The sequence below is a fragment of the Candidatus Margulisiibacteriota bacterium genome (genome assembly GCA_003242895.1).
Taxonomy (GTDB): Bacteria; Margulisbacteria; Riflemargulisbacteria; order GWF2-39-127; family GWF2-39-127; genus GWF2-39-127.
Genome location: QKMY01000038.1, coordinates 1 through 16,378, shown reverse-complemented (window position 1 = coordinate 16,378; position 16,378 = coordinate 1). Strand labels below are relative to the sequence as shown.

10 protein-coding genes are annotated in these 16,378 nt (G+C 41.0%); 3 read left to right on the top strand and 7 right to left on the bottom strand.

Going from position 1 to position 16,378, the window contains the following annotated elements; all coding sequences use genetic code 11:
- The first annotated feature begins 1 nt into the window (after position 1).
- Both DKM50_05455 and DKM50_05450 read left to right on the top strand, forming a co-directional pair.
- Complete coding sequence (locus DKM50_05455) at positions 2-982, top strand: transcriptional regulator (GenBank protein PZM80212.1); 981 nt, start codon at positions 2-4, stop codon at positions 980-982.
- A gap of 173 nt (positions 983-1,155) precedes the next feature.
- Positions 1,156-1,785 carry a hypothetical protein gene (locus tag DKM50_05450; protein ID PZM80211.1) on the top strand — a complete coding sequence of 210 codons (630 nt, stop codon included), beginning with the start codon at positions 1,156-1,158 and terminating at the stop codon, positions 1,783-1,785.
- A 22-nt stretch (positions 1,786-1,807) separates the two neighbouring features.
- Here DKM50_05450 and DKM50_05445 read toward each other — a convergent pair whose 3' ends face one another.
- The 3 genes from DKM50_05445 to DKM50_05435 are packed head-to-tail and all read right to left on the bottom strand — an operon-like array spanning position 1,808 to position 6,019.
- Positions 1,808-3,043 carry a hypothetical protein gene (locus tag DKM50_05445; GenBank protein ID PZM80210.1) on the bottom strand — a complete coding sequence of 412 codons (1,236 nt, stop codon included), beginning with the start codon at positions 3,041-3,043 and terminating at the stop codon, positions 1,808-1,810.
- 2 nt (positions 3,044-3,045) lie between these two features.
- A complete protein-coding gene (locus DKM50_05440; GenBank protein ID PZM80209.1) occupies positions 3,046-5,010 on the bottom strand; it encodes a hypothetical protein in 1,965 nt (654 codons plus the stop codon).
- A gap of 13 nt (positions 5,011-5,023) precedes the next feature.
- Entirely contained in the window at positions 5,024-6,019 is a 996-nt protein-coding gene (locus DKM50_05435; GenBank protein PZM80208.1) for a hypothetical protein, read from the bottom strand.
- A gap of 240 nt (positions 6,020-6,259) precedes the next feature.
- Between DKM50_05435 and DKM50_05430 the strand changes: the two genes are divergently transcribed.
- Positions 6,260-7,393 (top strand): hypothetical protein, encoded by a 1,134-nt coding sequence (locus DKM50_05430; protein ID PZM80207.1) that lies wholly within the window; start codon positions 6,260-6,262, stop codon positions 7,391-7,393.
- On the opposite strand, the gene DKM50_05425 is transcribed toward DKM50_05430, so the two are convergent.
- The 4 genes from DKM50_05425 to DKM50_05410 are packed head-to-tail and all read right to left on the bottom strand — an operon-like array spanning position 7,356 to position 16,125.
- The gene (locus DKM50_05425; GenBank protein PZM80206.1) at positions 7,356-8,354 is read right to left on the bottom strand and encodes a cyanophycin synthetase; all 999 of its coding nucleotides are present in this window, start codon (positions 8,352-8,354) and stop codon (positions 7,356-7,358) included. The genes DKM50_05430 and DKM50_05425 overlap by 38 nt on opposite strands.
- A gap of 21 nt (positions 8,355-8,375) precedes the next feature.
- Positions 8,376-10,085 carry a hypothetical protein gene (locus DKM50_05420; GenBank protein PZM80205.1) on the bottom strand — a complete coding sequence of 570 codons (1,710 nt, stop codon included), beginning with the start codon at positions 10,083-10,085 and terminating at the stop codon, positions 8,376-8,378.
- Positions 10,086-10,119: 34 nt separating this feature from the next.
- Positions 10,120-13,440 (bottom strand): hypothetical protein, encoded by a 3,321-nt coding sequence (locus tag DKM50_05415; GenBank protein PZM80204.1) that lies wholly within the window; start codon positions 13,438-13,440, stop codon positions 10,120-10,122.
- A 12-nt stretch (positions 13,441-13,452) separates the two neighbouring features.
- Positions 13,453-16,125 (bottom strand): hypothetical protein, encoded by a 2,673-nt coding sequence (locus tag DKM50_05410; protein ID PZM80203.1) that lies wholly within the window; start codon positions 16,123-16,125, stop codon positions 13,453-13,455.
- Positions 16,126-16,378 lie beyond the last annotated feature (253 nt).

Genomic DNA, 16,378 nt, shown 5'->3' with positions numbered 1-16,378 from the left:
TATGGAAAAAAGAAAAACAACAGGGTTAGTTCTTGGCAAGTTCATGCCGCCACATAAAGGACATTTTCATCTTATCAACTTTGCCAGGAATTACGTTGATAACCTCTATATAATTGTTGAAAAAACAAAAAACGAGCCCATCCCCAGTGAGCTTAGAATTACCTGGCTCAGATCAGCGTTCCCGGAATGTAAGATACTGCATTTAACAGACCTTAACCCGCAGGAACCCGTTGAAAATCCTGATTTCTGGAAAATATGGCAAAATAGCCTAAACAAAATCCTCCCGCAAAAAGTTGATTATATTTTTGCTTCTGAGAACTATGGACACAAACTAGCTGAGTTGTTAGATACTGAATTCATACCAGTAGACATGAATAGAGAATCTGTCCCCATATCAGCAACCCAGATCAGAAATAACCCTGACAAATACTGGGAATATATTCCTGATGCGGTAAAGCCTTATTATGTAAAAAAGGCATGTATTGTCGGACCTGAATCTACAGGCAAATCAACGTTAGCAGATAACCTGGCAAATCATTATAAAACCAAATATGTTCCCGAATATGCCAAGACTCTTATCCACTCTCAAAAAGGAAAACTCAGCTATAGAGACATGAGCAAGATAGCCAAAGGACAATTAGCCCTGGAACGTTCCGTAATTCCCTCCTCTAACCGGGTATTGATATGTGATACAGACATCTTAACGACAACAGTCTGGAGCAATTTTTTATATGGCAAATGTGATAACTGGCTCGAAAAAGCTGCAATAAACAATCACTATGATCTTTATTTACTCATGGATATAGATGTACCCTGGATAGACGATGTGCATAGGTATTCACCCGATAACAGAGACCATTTCTATACAATGATAAAGAATAAACTTATTGAAAAAAAAGCCGGCTTTGTAGAAATAAACGGCACGTGGAACGAACGCCTGCAAAAGTCTATTGCAGCGATCGATTTATTGCTGCAAATATAAAGGATTGAAAAATAATTACCATAAAAAAAACAACTAAAGGCACCATAGAATCTGATATTTTTAATCCGGATCGCAGCGATGAATTCTATACTGAATTTTATTCTGTCGCTGCCGTCGGAAGATTATGGTCCGATATCTTTAAAAAAACCGGGATTGATAACCATACCAGGATAATGGATATAGGCTGTGGAGTGTATCCAAAAGTTGAACTTGGGCTTCATTATACTGGCTTTACCGGTGAGCTATCTATGGTGGATATTGCTCCTTCGATCCTGGTTAAAGCCGTTTCTTTTCTTGATTATATAAATGCGAAATTCAAAGTAACCGCTATCGCTAACACCTTATGGGAACTTAACTGTAAACCATTTAACATAATTACGGCTAACCATTTTCTGGACGACCTGGTAATAGAAAACCATTGCACGACATTCGGAATTGAACTGCGTAACGTATATCACAATGAAAAACTGCTAGCTTCCCTATGGGATAATATCTTGTTAGAACCTGATGCCGCCTATTCATTAATGGACCGATTTGCCGAGCGTTTAGATAGTCTTCTAAATAATGACGGAATTATTGTTCTGGCAGATTATCCAAGCTATTATTATCAGACCAAAGGACTGCTAAAAGTAATTGTTTTTTTAGAAAAATTACAAAAATATTTACAGGGTTCTCTTAGTAAAAAAAGATACAAAAATATTACTTTATTTCGAGAAAAAAAACTTAAATACGGGTGGTTAGAAATATCGCCGGACAATTGCCTCTGCATGAAAAAGCCGTGCATAAAGGATAGGCAAGCATAGCCTCTGCTTGCTAACGCAGGGATTAATATTGAAGATACACAGGAAATGCACAGCCTTCCAGATGCTTTTCTACCTGGAATTTAACCCCGCCCCTGTTAACCGGATAGCTAGTTGTTCCGAGTAATTCATGCTCTTCATAGGCGCACATACTTGCCAGCTTCGTTTGGGGATAGACATAGATTCCTATTGAAGCTGATACATATTCAGGTTTTGTCTCCTTAATCAATTCACAAGTTTCTGCGATTGTTTCTATATTCTCACCCGGTCCGCCAAAAAGTACCGTGAAGGAAAAAGGAATACCGGACTTTCGACATAGTTTTGTAGCAGAAACAATATCGCTACGGGTAAAACCTTTGGAAAGAGAACTAAGAATAGTATCAGAACCGCTATCAATCGTTATTTTTACAGGATGACCCCCGTTAGTGGAGTTAACAAGATCGAGAAGCTCCTGATCGATGTACTTGGGACAAAAGAAACCGGTCCATTCCGTCGTTGATTTAGCAGCGATCATAGCTCGCAGCACTTCTTTAGCGTGATGCAGCGGGTTGTTGAATACAGCATCTACAATAAATATCTTCTTAAACCCTATTCGCTCCAACTGCAAAAATTCTTCAGCCACAACTACCGGATTACGCAAACGAATATGTGGGCCTTCGATAATCGGGTAAGAACAGTAAACGCATAACCGGTTACAGCCGCGTTTAGTTTGCAAATTGCCATCGACACCAAGTTCCAGGTACGGTTCCAGATATCCCCATGATCCGCGAATATAGGAGCTTCTGTGCAGATCAGTTCGTGATGAGATAACTGTTCCCGTTATTTCATGACCTTTATTGAGCAGCCGTATCAGCTCAGCAAATCCAGCTTCACCATCCCCGGCTATAACTGCGTCCGCATTCACCTTGCGCATTATCTGCTCAGGAGAAATACTGGCACCTGCCCCACCAATAGCAATAAGCTGGTTGCTGCCTGCTGCTAAGCGGGCATACTCAATTAGCTCTTTTAGTAATGGTATATAAAAACTACCGGCAACCGTTTGATCACATAAGTTTCTTAGATTGAAGGCAATAATATCGTATTGTCGGGTTTTTACAGTCTCTTGTAACCGTTTTTTTCTTGTTTCAGGCATGCATAGGTCCAAATCCAGGCACTCCACCCGTACATCTAAGTGCGATAAATAACTGGCAAGATAATCAAGTCCGATGGGGTATATTTTGGAGTTATTTCCAGATGGCGTGTTCACAAGAAGTATGTACATGTTCAATTGCCCTCGGTTATGGGGTAGAGATAGCTTCCTATCTTATTTTGATACCAGACGACTTTTCTTAACCATTCCTCGTTACTATCACAATATTCTGTGCTCCTTTTGATAATGTAGTTCGAGGATTTGCTTTCAAGCTGAACACGATCTCCCGAGAGCACTCCTTGATAGAACTGATAAATGTTTGAAGAAAGTTCTATTTCCATATCCTCTTGCTGGCGTGGAAGTTTCAGGGCTGACCTGGTCAGGAGTAGTGCATCACGGAGATACACTTTGTAAATGAGAAACTGAGAGTGTTTTCGGATAAAAGATTCAAGAATTTGCAGAGATTCATCATAAAAAATATCAATTTTACCTGAATAATAAAGATCAATTAAAGCATATTCATCAACCGGCCACCAGATACCCAGCCACTGAGCACTGTAGCAGTACTCCGTACCGCCTTCGGTAATTTCCCGTGCTTTTTCAGTAAAAAGCGAAGTGATCCTTGAAAGAACGGGAAATGTATTCAGATGAGAGCTCTCCATGAAAAATTCGATTATCAAGCGGTAATCAATACCGGCTGCCTCTCTGAGAATAACAATCGACAGCTGAAGTAATTTGTCGAAAAAAAGGAACGATGTCATCCAACTGAAGGCACGGGCCCGTATCCAGTCTTCAACAGGCATTGTCCGTGATCCGATTACCAAAGTTTGAACCTCGGGAACATCGCCTTCGATACTTATGAGCCCGTGCTGATTCACAATACCTACCTCAATTAGCTGAAGGTCATATTTCTCTTGATAATTTTTGTCCCCCATTTCAGAGTTAGGTAAAATACAGAGGTTATTGAACTGAATATTATGGTGTTGACCCTTATCCAAAAGTATCGACACCCCTTGGACAAAAGAATCATAACTCTCTTCCGGCAGACCGAGGATCAAATCTGTCATGGTCGTAATCCCTTCCCGGAAACAACGTTTTTGAACCTCGTGGAACATCTCAAGGGAGATATTATGGCGTTTGATCGCCTGAAGTGACTGATCATTCAATGTCTGAACCGACAGGACTGCGTATGAAGCAAAGTCAGAATGCTCGACGATATCATGGATCTTCCAGAAATTATCAGTGATCGTTTTGGAACTCTCCATCATGAATGCCCGCGGATGACCAGTCTGTCTTCGGATATTCACGCAAAATTCTGCAATTTCTACGTCCCGCGGGAAAACTCCAAAATTAGCGTCTGTGCAGTATACAAGATCTATCTTATTATCGGCGAACCATTCGAACTCACGCCGGAGCAAATCCATCTCGCGGATATAAACCTTACTGGAGAGAGCTGCGCTAAAGTCACAATAGGAACAGCTATAAGGACAACCCCTGTTGGTTTCCCAGGCGGCAAGCCATCTAACTCCAGGGTTTTCGATAAGTTGATCGAATACCCCTGACAGATATGGCGAAGGAATAGTACTAAGTTCTTTAATCTGAGCATTCGGTTTCGCTGATATAAAAGCCCCATCCTGACCAATATAACTTACCCCAGGAATGCCGCTCCATTTTTTTTGAGGAAATTTCTCAAGGATTGCACAAAAACTTGCTTCTCCTTCTCCGTGGCAGACAAGATCAATAAAAGGATTTTGCCTCAAAAAATCCTCGGGCATTTGAGGTACGTGAGGACCGCCAAAAACAATGACCGTTTGAGGTTTGAGACGCTTCAATTCCCTGGCAATTGCCAGAGTAATACGTGAGTTCCAGATATAGGAACTAAAACCAATAATATCGGCGCAGATGAGGCATTTTACCGCCTCGTCTACCGGAATCCTTTTGTAAATCTGAGGCAAAAAAATATACTGTTCAGGATAATCGAGATATTTTTGAGCATAAGCCTGAAGGCATCCGACAGCATACGGCAGATACGCTGCACCGGGGAAATTGCTGCTGATCTGGACAAACCCAACTGCTATTTTAGGATACTCTTTTTTCATGGATATACCCTTCTTATGCTGATTCGAACTTACCGAAGACCTGTGTTGAGCGGCAGTTTCCACAAGCTGACGACTGTTCCTTCAACCGTTTATTCCGAAATATTGTTTCAAGCGAATCAATATCGCTCCAATCCTTGAGTTCCTTCGAATGAACGCCATAGTCACTGGCAGTTGAACTACAGGGAGAAACCAGTCCATCTGATGATATTGTCAGAAAAGCTTTTCCGGGATTGCATTCCTGCATTTCTCCTTTTTCATTACCAGCTGTGCGAGCTATCCAGTCGAGATATTTGTCATTTCCATAAACAACCAATCCTCTTGTAAACAACTCATTTTTTATTCGTAAAAACTCTGATTTAAAAATAGTGACCTGTTCTGGCAACAGGCGATTTTCCGGATAAAACCCCGGACGCATCCGCCCGCCTAATTGGTTAAAACTTACCGCCTCAACACCCCAATCACACAGGGAGTTACAGAATCCTTCAAAATACCGGATATTTCCACGCATAAGGATAGTATTAACTTTAATGCGTAATTTTTTGTTCTGTCTCATTTTTTCTTCATGGAGCAAAAATATATTCTTTTTCACTATTTGAAAAAGTCCCTGATGATTTCTGGACCAATCGTTAAATTCTTCCGGTCCATCAAGACTTATCGTAATCTCATCAAAACAATCCAGGGCCAGTTGTCGAATTCTTTTAGCTTGAAGAGCAATTCCATTAGTAGTAGCACTCAACTGAATACCAAATTTATTAAAGAAAACATGTGACAATTCATATACTGGTTCCCAAAGCAATGGTTCGCCGCCAAGCCAGCTTACCAGTACTTCCCGGTTTGTTTTGCGGCTATAATCACATAATAACTTACCGAATCTGACTGCTTCATCTTTGTCGGTACTTCTTAGAGCTTGCGATGGGTTAACGGGGTGATTATTACTGCCATAGGAACAAAAAAGGCAAGCCCCATTGCAGTTATCAGTGACGTTCCAGACGATAACTAACCTACTCAATTTGTTGACCTTTGATAATTCCGGATAATTAACATACGCTTTCTCTTGATGAAACTATTACTACCACCCGTAAACATTTGATTAGCCGGAAACCACTATAGTTACCAACCAAAATCATAAACAAAAATAGTTATGCTAAAATGAATGAAAATTTTCAAGATTCTCTTCTCCTAATCTCATATTCTCAGTATAATGATAATTATATAATCCGCAAGTTTTAGCCCTTTAAATATAAACATTATGATAGATAAAAACACAGGAACCCAGGATAGACTATCGTTATATCTGTTACGTTCAAGTCCGTATAGCAATTGGAACGATCTGATTAATGCCAAACAAAAAAAGTATCAGCAAAATTGGTTCTATAAACCTGTAGGCATCGAGCTTGAGATCACCAGCCTGTGCAATATCGAATGCAGCGGCTGTGCGGTAACAGATTCTTTTGGCGATAAAAACTATACGCTCAGCCATGACACAATTATGAACGTGCTAGAACAAGCTGCAAAATATGGATTATTTTTCTATACTATCACCGGCGGTGAGCCATTTTTAGCCTTTGATATGATTAAGCAGTTGTTACCCTCAGCCCCACTGGACCTTATGACTCTCAGGACAAACGGTTATGCATTTTCTAATCTGGAAAAAACCAAAGCTATTCTCGGAGAACTCTCTCTCAGCATAAAAAACAAATACATGAAAACAAGTGTTTACCTCTCGCAAGGTCAGCAGAACATTGCAGGAGTGCCCATCATCAACAGCATATACATGTTGACTGGTGCCCTATCCATGCTTGATCCGGACCGTTTTACCCTAAATTTCACTCTCTTTGACAAAAATATTAAATTTGCTGAAGAAATTGATAATGAATTTTTTGAATTGTTAAAAAAATACGATATCCCATTGGACAGGATATTAACAGATTTTACCCATATCAAAGATACCAGGATCTGCTCAACAGCTATAAAGATAGGAGAGCTCAGTGACCAGATGACCGGTATAAAAACTCTTATCGATTTATACAAAAAACAAAGGACCTTGAACTGCTCACACTGTGAGTCACAACTCCAACAGGGATGGATTGGTCCAAGAATGCTCGTCAGAGCCAACGGAGATGTTTACGCTTGTTCAGGATTCTGCCACGTATTCTTGCTCGGCAATATCCATACACAATCACTCCTCGAGATTCTGGAATACGCTAACGCACTGCCAGAACTAAAAGCGGTATTTACCAGTGGCTTAGAAGGTCTGCTGGATTACACTCTTCATCGCTATCCGCAGGTGGCGGAAGAGGTGCTGTCCATATCTTTCGGTCCTTGCAATCTATGTGAGTACCTTGTTAATTTTTTGTCTCAGGGAAAAGCATATCAACTATAGGGGTCAGGATATTCCTGGGGATACCTTTGCCGGGATGGGTATGAAGTGAAAAACCAACTCTATACTCTATTTCTGAAACCACGTAATTATCTCTCTGCGCAGGCTTGGTAATATCGCGGGCAAGCAAATCGATTCCAGCGTATTTAAGTTGAGGGAAAAGATGCAGTATTTCACTTGTTAATTTCAAGTATGAAGGATGAACGCTGTCAGTTACATCTTCACACTGTCCCCCAAAGTATACATTAGAATTATTGCGTAACTGCAAAATTTTGCCCTCAGTCAGCACATCGATATAGTGATATCCGGACTGAGACAACATTCTGGCACCTTCGATGTCTTGTAACCAGATCTCGCCTTCGCATGTCCTACGTGGATACCTGCGGCGATTATTTTCTGCCTGCACCAACTCGTGAATAGAGGATACTCCGTCGCCCACTACACATGGCGGGGTACGTTTAACTATTGCCTGATAGCCTGTAACGGTGGTAAAAAAACGGTAATCATCAGCCTGGGCAAAATATTTTTCTACCAACAACTTGCCCTGTCCGGTGCTTGCTGCTTCCTTAAAAAACAGCATAAAATCCTCATCCGTCTTGATATTGGCAAAAACCCCAATACCGCAAGACCCCGCAACAGGCTTGATAACAACCGGGAATTCCAGTTTTGATTTTGCATAAAAAAGTGCCAGATCAAGCTCATTGTGATCAAACATCCGGCCTTCACAGACTGGGACATCCTTTTTTTGGAGGTACCGCTTCAAAAGGTACTTATCCGAGAGCAGGTCTGCATAATTAAGCGGCACCAAACTGGTATCGGCATTAGCAATTATTTCTACATGCCCATCATATTCAGCTTCTACAATATCCGAACCTTCAATATACTCAAGCTTTATACCCCGTTTAAGCAGTTCTTCTATCATCAGTCGAAAATTAAAATGTATAGTACCTGGGATTTCATTCATAATAGTATATTATAACATTTCCTAACCCCATGACGATCGGGAAGAAGCTGACAGGTAACCAGAGATTTTATTAGCGTATTTCAGTTTAGCTATCTCATCCTCAAGTGCTTGGTTTTTCTGTTCCAGACTGTTTACTTCTCTTTCAGCTCTATTCAGTTCGTTTTCTGTGCTGCCAAATTGCTGCCGTGACAATTTTAATTCTATAATAGCCATATCATATTTTTTCTGCAGGTCATTCATCTCTTCAATAGCTTTGGAATCTACGGTGACTTTGAGGATTTCACTGTAACATTCCAGCAGGTATTCGCAATCTTGCTTGTAAGTTTGCATTTTCCCTATTTTATCTTCCAGTTCTTTGAATCGTTCCTTTATGAGTGGTTCCTCCAATTCTTCAGGTTCATAAGTATCTTTCAAAGCCTGTATCTTTTTGTTTTGCTTCTGGAAATTTTTATCGAGTTCTTCTATCTGATCCTGTAACTCTTTAAGATGCAATTTGCCGAATGCTTCCAGCTTTCTGTCAAAATCCTTATCTTCATAGGTGTAGCCCATATCTGACAATATCTCCCTGACAACCTTTTCATCCTTAACCTGTCCGGGAAATTTCCTTGACCTGACAACCCGTTCCGTAATATCCAGTTTTTGATCTTCTGTCAATTCTTTACCGCTCTGCTGTTCGATAAAATCCGAGATCATACGTCTTGCAGCAACATATTCAGGATAGAACTCTTGCTTTGATTTAAGGTGAATAAACTGTTTTGCCAGGGATTGGACAAAAACATTATAAGCAGCTACGCCATAAGTCTGCTCCTGGCCCTGAGGCGCCGATAGCATTTGTTTTGTTTTTTTGTCGTACTTGAGATAAACAACGACTGCAATATGTTTCAGGTTCCTGTTTTTACCGGAATTTTCCTGCAAGTACTGTTCTATAGCTTCATACATCGCCTTAGCAGACTCCCCGCTGGTCAGCCTTCTTCCCGGACCGGTGTTAATCGCGGGCATGGCTATAGAAGTCAGTCCGGCAGCATCAGCCTTCTTTAGAGCATTGTAGGTTGCTTTTTTAGTTATATCGAAGGCGTCCTCATCAGGGCAATGAGCTGTGCTGACATGCACAAAAGCCTTTGGTTGTGACATATAGTTTTTCATAAGGATATCATAAACTACTGATGGCGAAACATTTAAACTGCTGAGCCCTGCAACCCCTTCTACATCTTCAAATTTACCGGAAAATCTGGATGTTATCCCGGCTTTTTCATCATCTTCTTTACCGAATCCCTCTATAATTTTTTCTTTTACTAAAACCTCCCATACTTGCCCCGCATTATCTCCTAATCTGTCAAATTCGTTTCGGGTAAGTACTCCTCTATCCCAGGGAGACATAGTGACCAAAGCATCCCCGAAAGCATTATCTGCGATTAAAGGAGAGACTACGGTATTCCAATGCTGTTCTATAGCATTTTTTTCCCAGTATGTCTTTCGTGCACCGGTTAAAACTCCTGCGGCAACAGATTCCTTAGAAACAGTATTCTCAAAATGCGGGACAACCCAGGCATCAATATTATTCATTCTCACCATATCGCCAAGGGCAACTATCACTTCCGTTCCCTGAACATTTTCTTTGGTAGCGGTAAGCACATTATAATTGCTTTTTATACCCTTAAAGATACCCGAGGTTATCTCCGACTTTAATTTATAGGTCTTTTCGACATCTTCCATAATTATTTTAAAAAACATTTCTTACTCCTTTTATTTTTTTTGTGAAGAATAATTATTCAAAAAACTTTTTCATATTGGCTTCGGTATCAGAAAGTGTATCATCAAGTTCCTCTATTTGTGCCTTAACTACCTTAACGGCTATATCATCTTTTTTCGCGTTCAGAAAACTGGCTTTTTCTTCATACATCTTCCTGATTTCAGTAATACGATCCTGCATCTTAGTTATTCCCGACTCTGTTTCCACCCAATATCTATGTGATTCCTGGGTAAGCTGGTTGCCAAGATCGGCCATAGCGCGGATCTGCTCTGTTATCTTGTCGCTGGAATCCTTCCATTCAGCCAGGTTGGCCGGGTTTACATTAATACCTTTTAATCCTTTGAACAAAGTTTCTATACCTGATTGATACTGTTTAGTCAGCAAATCGACAGCAGCTTGCCCGCTTATCAGCGGCTCGATCTCGTCAAAGGCCCAATTTTGTGCGGTAAGCCCTTTGCCTGCTAATAGGCTCCGAACCTGGTCCCGGTCAGATTGCGGCTTGGGCTTTTCATCAGAAAAGCTTTCCAGGTAAGCTTCTTCCAGAATCGAAGGAATAATTTTTCTTCGGTCATCTTTTGAACCCAGGACATTAGTAGTAATGATTTCAACTTTTCCGGAATTATTAACCCTTCTGGTCCATTCTTCGGTTTCGAGTGCCTTCAAAACACCGACTAGGTCTGTTCGTGTTACAAGAAAATTCGGGTCCTCCTTAGCAACTTTTCTTTTTCTCATTACAGGATTAACAGCCTCTGTTAGCAAATAATGGAAGTCCGCCAGCTTTTTCAGAAAATTTTCAGTGTTATTTAACCTGGACAAATTTGGATAATTACTGGCTTGATTAACCGCTTTGTACTTAATACCATTAACCTCCAGTGCAGGCTGAACTCCATAAATCAGATAATGAAGCATTTGTTCTAATTCTTTAGCTGTAACATTATTAATCTGTAAATAAAGCGGATACCTGTTAATACCTGCCGGACTAAGCACCTGTTTACCAGGATATTCAGCCGGGTTACAGGTAGCCACAACTCTGCACATATCATGCATCGTTCCATCTGATCGTTTGAAAGTCTGGTTTTGATCTTCAGAAAGAGTAAAGTTTCTATCAATATCAGAATAAGAATTGGTACGTTCAAGCGCATCACTCCCGGCTTGATTTACCTCATCCTGTATGCACAGATGGCCATGCCGCATAGTCATGACATATTCCTTTTCCAGGAACTTCCAGGAAGAAGAAGGTATCTGCAGGTTTTCCAGCGCAGCTATCTGCTGGGCTTCCTCTTGAGTCAGGGATCTTTGTTGATCTTTGGCTTTAGCCACAATTGCAGATGTTTCTTCGGTAACGATCTTATCAGGGTCACCCATGATGATCCGGGTATATACTTCGGCCAGAGTTTCATCAGAAGGGACATATTGCCCAATAATGCTCATGGCATCGGATTGGCCATTATAGTTGACCTGATGCGTAGGCCAACCCAAGTTAGCTCCAAGGAAGTTAAAGCCGGCAGTTTTAGTAGTAGCCGGTAACCCTTCCACCAGCGTGCAGATATCATACTTCAAACCAATAGCCATGTTAGTCAATAGTTTGACAGTTTTCTCATCCATACATAGGTTATTGGTATCCTCAAGCTTCGGGATATACTTGCGGTCCTCTTCCGGAATGTCTTTCATGATATCTAATTTAATATCATGGATATAGAAATACCTGCCATCAGCTGAAGTCTCCACAACCGACGGCAAATATTGATCGATCATACGTTGTTTTGCCTGACTGGCATAATATTGAGCTGATGTTGGCGAAGAGGTATTCGCAGGATCAATTTTCGCTTTTACAGAATCCCTTATCAAATTTTTCACTATAGTCTTATGTGCAGCGGCGTTAAAACTAATATTATTTATTAATGTTTCGGCATTTGCTTTGAATACAAGATTATCATTATAGGGGTTTTCAAAGAGTTCCTTAATCGTATTAATATCCCTGCCGAAAGTTTCTTCCAGATAGAACTCTTTGTCAACAACACCCAATATTTCCAGTTTTAGATTCGCAACAACTTTGCGGTCTTCTTCATCGAGAATAAACCTGTTGGTATAGAACAGATCTATTGCCCTCAAAAAAGTATCCGTAGGGTTGTTCTGGAAGTTGGTAGTTTCACCCGAAGCCCGGTTATAACTTTCAAAATTAGCCAGAAAGTTCAGGAAAGCATGAATATCACGGCGGGTATAGACAAGTTTCTGTTTGCGGTTGCGGCATAAAACATTGGCTTCACAATTAGCCTGCATGGCATGATGGAATCTGGAATAAAGCACAAAGTATTTCTGCAGGTCAGCATTCGTTCCCAATTGGGGAAACAGAGGTTTTACCTGTTCTGCCTTATAGAGTGACCCTTTATGTACCGTATTCGGGTTGTTTCCATAAATAAGAAACTCTATCATTTCGTTAATCTGCTTCTGGTCAGGAGACTTGATGGTATATTTCTTTACCCGGCGCATTAAATCAGGAGAACCCTCTTTACGGCCAGCGTAAGTCATATCATTCTGCGCCATGCCCTGAAAAAATTTAGGGTCGACTTTTTCATTTCCTTCACCATGGATTGACATATTCATGGCTAATTCCGCCAAGCGTATCTTGCGACCCGGTTCCAACGGTGCATTCAGGGAAGATCTTGTCTTCATCGAAGATGTATTAGCTTCATCGTGAAGCAACCAGCCTCCATGGTAAGCTGCCTCCGGCAATGCACCTCTTACGAAAGTAAAGGGCTTATCAGAAATCTGCAAGTTCTCAAGTTCGATAATCTTTTTTACATCAGGTTCGGAGATCTGTCTCTGAAAAACCACCATACCTTTCTTATAACGGTATTTGTTGATTATCTCCTGTGTCCCTAAAGTATATCCGCTGATATCAGGAGAATGCATTATTTCATAGAGCTTCTTCTGTTCACCAGCTGAATTAGGCACAAACCTGCCAAAAATATCAGCAGTGCTGGTACGGTTGGAATAATTAATTTTCCAGAGCGGCGCTCCGACTAAAGCCGCTGCAAGAGTGAATCCTAGCGTTTTTGCCGCACCGGTTACACCTTCCAGCAACGGGTTAGTTTTCCTGACATAGGCTGATAATATTTTGTAAACAATATCAATTGTATTATCGTCAAGACAAATATTCTTCAATAAATTACGTAGGTTTGGTATCTTATTTTTTAATTTTGGGTCGGTCACTTGCATTCTCGGAACACATTTGTCCAGAAAATATAGTAACTTACCATCCTCTGATATGCTAAAAGGGGTATCAGCATTAAAGGACAAAGGACTCTCAAACATACTGATTAATTTTGACAACATAAAAAATCTCCTTCACTTTAAACTATTATTATTCCTTAAATCCAAGCCTATATTTTCGGCTACTCGTATTATTGGGTTAGGTTGGGTAAAAACCTGTTCCCCGGTATAATAATATGGATTATCAAGAATATCCTTGATGACTGCCGGATAGAGCATGTTAAAATCAGTGGGCTCAAGACAACCGATTGATATCGGATAATTCCCGGTTATCCCGGAAGTAGCTGATCCGATGCCAAAAGCTACCGGCAAGGGCAAAAGCCCTTCTTTTGCTAACCCAAACATTAACCTGGAAAGCTCTGTTGGCTGCCCGGAATCTCCATCAGTAATAACAGTTAAAAACTTGAAATATTCTGTCCGGGCCTTGAGACTGTCATAACAGTATTCTATAGCCGTTGCGTCGTTAGTTCCGCCGGAACACATATGTAATATGGCACTCAGTCGCTTACGGGTTTCATCTCTTAGGTCTTCTTCATAATCCTTAAGGGTCCGCGGACTGTAATTAAAGACAGTCAAGGCATTCTTGATGCCCATCCTCTGTAAGCCCCAGATAATTTTACTCACTCCGTTAAAAGCATGATCGATCTTACTGCCATCCTTATCGGCAGGCTCATCCATAGAAGCAGATATATCCACTACCTGATGAAAGGCATAATCATAGCCTTGCGGCAAATCCCTGTCCCCAAAAACTTTGTATTGCGAAGGATTGGCTTCCATCTGCATTGCCAGGTCCATGCTCACATAAGGACCTGTGTCCAACCCGTACTCAACCTCATTATCATCATTTTTCTCCAGAGCCTGGCCCATCAGATTAACAAAGGTACTTATGTCATCGGAATAGAAGGTATTTACCGCTTCAAAAGCATTTAAGCTTATATGAACCTCATCGGCAATATTATTCAGCGTTCTGGACAACGCTTCACCTTTATCCTTAAGGTCCTTGAGTTCTTCAGGTGTCAACTTGTCCTGTTCATCCTGAGCTGTTAAATCATTTCTATTTTCTTGAGTTATTTGATTATTAACAGTATTGTCGGTATTCACGTTATTGTCTGTATCATTACCAGCTTCTTTACCCGAAGCATTCTGATTTGCCGGTGCCTGATTACTTTTTTCCTCCATTTTCTGCACCCAGGCCTCCTCGTCAAAGGAAAACTCATCGCTCCCGCTGCCGCCCTGCTGAGAATTGTCGCTACTCTGAAGTTGCTGATCAGCTTGCGGTTTCCCGTCCTGCGATTGCTGCTTAAACTTGCTTTTTGAAGCAGCTTGGACTTCTTTAGTTGCTTTTTTAATTTGTTCCTTGGCTTTGTTCTCTATTTCTTCTTTTTTAGTTTTATCCAGATTTTGCTTAGCTTTTTCCAGTTTCTCTTTGATCTCCGGAGAAAGCTTATCCATATCGAGCTGACCGTTCCAGTCTTTAGGGATAGCAGCCTTGTCATTGGTTGCGGGATCCTGGTCGCCTGGCTGCTGATTCTGTTCGTCCTGGTTTTGTCCGGCTTTACCTGCGGACTCACCAGCTCCTTGTCCATCCTCTTCTTCAGTCTGGTCATTCTGGACTGACTCTCCCGTTCCACCTGGCTGCTGATTCTGTTTGCCCTGGTTTTTCCCGGCTTTACCGGCGTCACTGCCAGAGCTGCCGCCATCCTGAGATGAAGCATCCTCATCAGATTGGTCAGCACCGCTACCGCCACCGCCAGTCATCTGCTGTCCCTGCTGTCCTTGTTGGCCTTGTTGGCTCTGTTGCTGTTGCATTGCATCATTGATCTGTTCAAGAAGCTCTTGTAACTGGTCAGATGTCAACTGGTCCAGCACTTGCTGCTGAGTATCTTCATCCATCATCATCTGTCGGGATTCTTCAAGTTTTCTGGCATCTTCCAGCATTTCTTTGTAGCCATTTTTCCCATCCCAGATTTCTTTAATCACGATTTCGAAAGATGCTCTGGCCGAGCGGTATATTTCGTCTTCGTAGTATTCTTTCGGCCTTTCCTCGTAAGCCCGGACAAAAGCATCTTTGGTCCGGTCCAGAAGCGACTGGACTTCAGGTTCCAACTTGGAAGAAAACTTACCGGTATGCCAAAACCTGATTATCTCCGAAGTATACTTAATAAATTTGGGTACGTAGCCCAGTACCTGTTTCATTTGTTCTAATAAGACCGGCTGCCCGAAAAGGTCAGTATTTTCCTGCGTAAACATGGGATCGTAAAAATCTTTGACCCAAGTTTTGAAACCTGGGAACAAGTCTTTCAAACAATCATTATCTTTGGGGTCTTCTATTGCATTGCCCAATGTGCTTAAACCAAGAACTTCAATACCATCTTCTATTTGTTTGGAATCTAACATTTCATTAATAAAATCAGTATATTTAGTTATAACATCATGAATTTCTTCATGGCCTGCAACAAAATACATATTTTTTATATTTTTATCCAGATTGGCTGCGTCAAAAGGGATCATTGCCGGATCAAAAGTTATCCGATGATTATTGGGGTCCTGAAAAGACCCTCCTCCATAGTTGCCCCAGCGCACATCAGATATTTTTCCCATGCCTACTGAGCGGACGATTGTTTTAAGCTGACCCAGCAACCACTGCCCGAAAGAGGAGGTTTCCGGATTGTGATAAAAATCCATCAGCATTTGCTCGATAAGTGCCTGTTTTTTAATATTCTCTGATGATGCTATAAGCTTATACATACAGCTTGATTTCCGTTCAAACAGAATTATTATGAGATCCTCGTATTTGTCACAAATAAACTTGACTGATTATCGTGTGGTTTAAGTGAACTTTGCAAACAAACTTATCTAGTTATCGTGTGGCACAAGTGAAAGTTGCAAAATATATATCGGCCCCAACTCCTAAATAGAAAATTCACACAAAGATATAGGAATGTATAGGACAGATTTTTGCCAAAAAATTTACTAAACCCTGGATGGTTTTGATTTTTTA

Excerpts from the sequence above, each read along its gene's own strand:
- DKM50_05455 (PZM80212.1), top strand. The coding sequence starts at position 2 with ATGGAAAAAAGAAAAACAACAGGGTTAGTTCTTGGCAAGTTCATGCCG.
- DKM50_05450 (PZM80211.1), top strand. The coding sequence starts at position 1,156 with ATGGATATAGGCTGTGGAGTGTATCCAAAAGTTGAACTTGGGCTTCAT.
- DKM50_05445 (PZM80210.1), bottom strand. The coding sequence starts at position 3,043 with ATGTACATACTTCTTGTGAACACGCCATCTGGAAATAACTCCAAAATA.
- DKM50_05440 (PZM80209.1), bottom strand. The coding sequence starts at position 5,010 with ATGAAAAAAGAGTATCCTAAAATAGCAGTTGGGTTTGTCCAGATCAGC.
- DKM50_05430 (PZM80207.1), top strand. The coding sequence starts at position 6,260 with ATGATAGATAAAAACACAGGAACCCAGGATAGACTATCGTTATATCTG.
- DKM50_05425 (PZM80206.1), bottom strand. The coding sequence starts at position 8,354 with ATGAATGAAATCCCAGGTACTATACATTTTAATTTTCGACTGATGATA.
- DKM50_05420 (PZM80205.1), bottom strand. The coding sequence starts at position 10,085 with ATGTTTTTTAAAATAATTATGGAAGATGTCGAAAAGACCTATAAATTA.
- DKM50_05415 (PZM80204.1), bottom strand. The coding sequence starts at position 13,440 with ATGTTGTCAAAATTAATCAGTATGTTTGAGAGTCCTTTGTCCTTTAAT.
- DKM50_05410 (PZM80203.1), bottom strand. The coding sequence starts at position 16,125 with ATGTATAAGCTTATAGCATCATCAGAGAATATTAAAAAACAGGCACTT.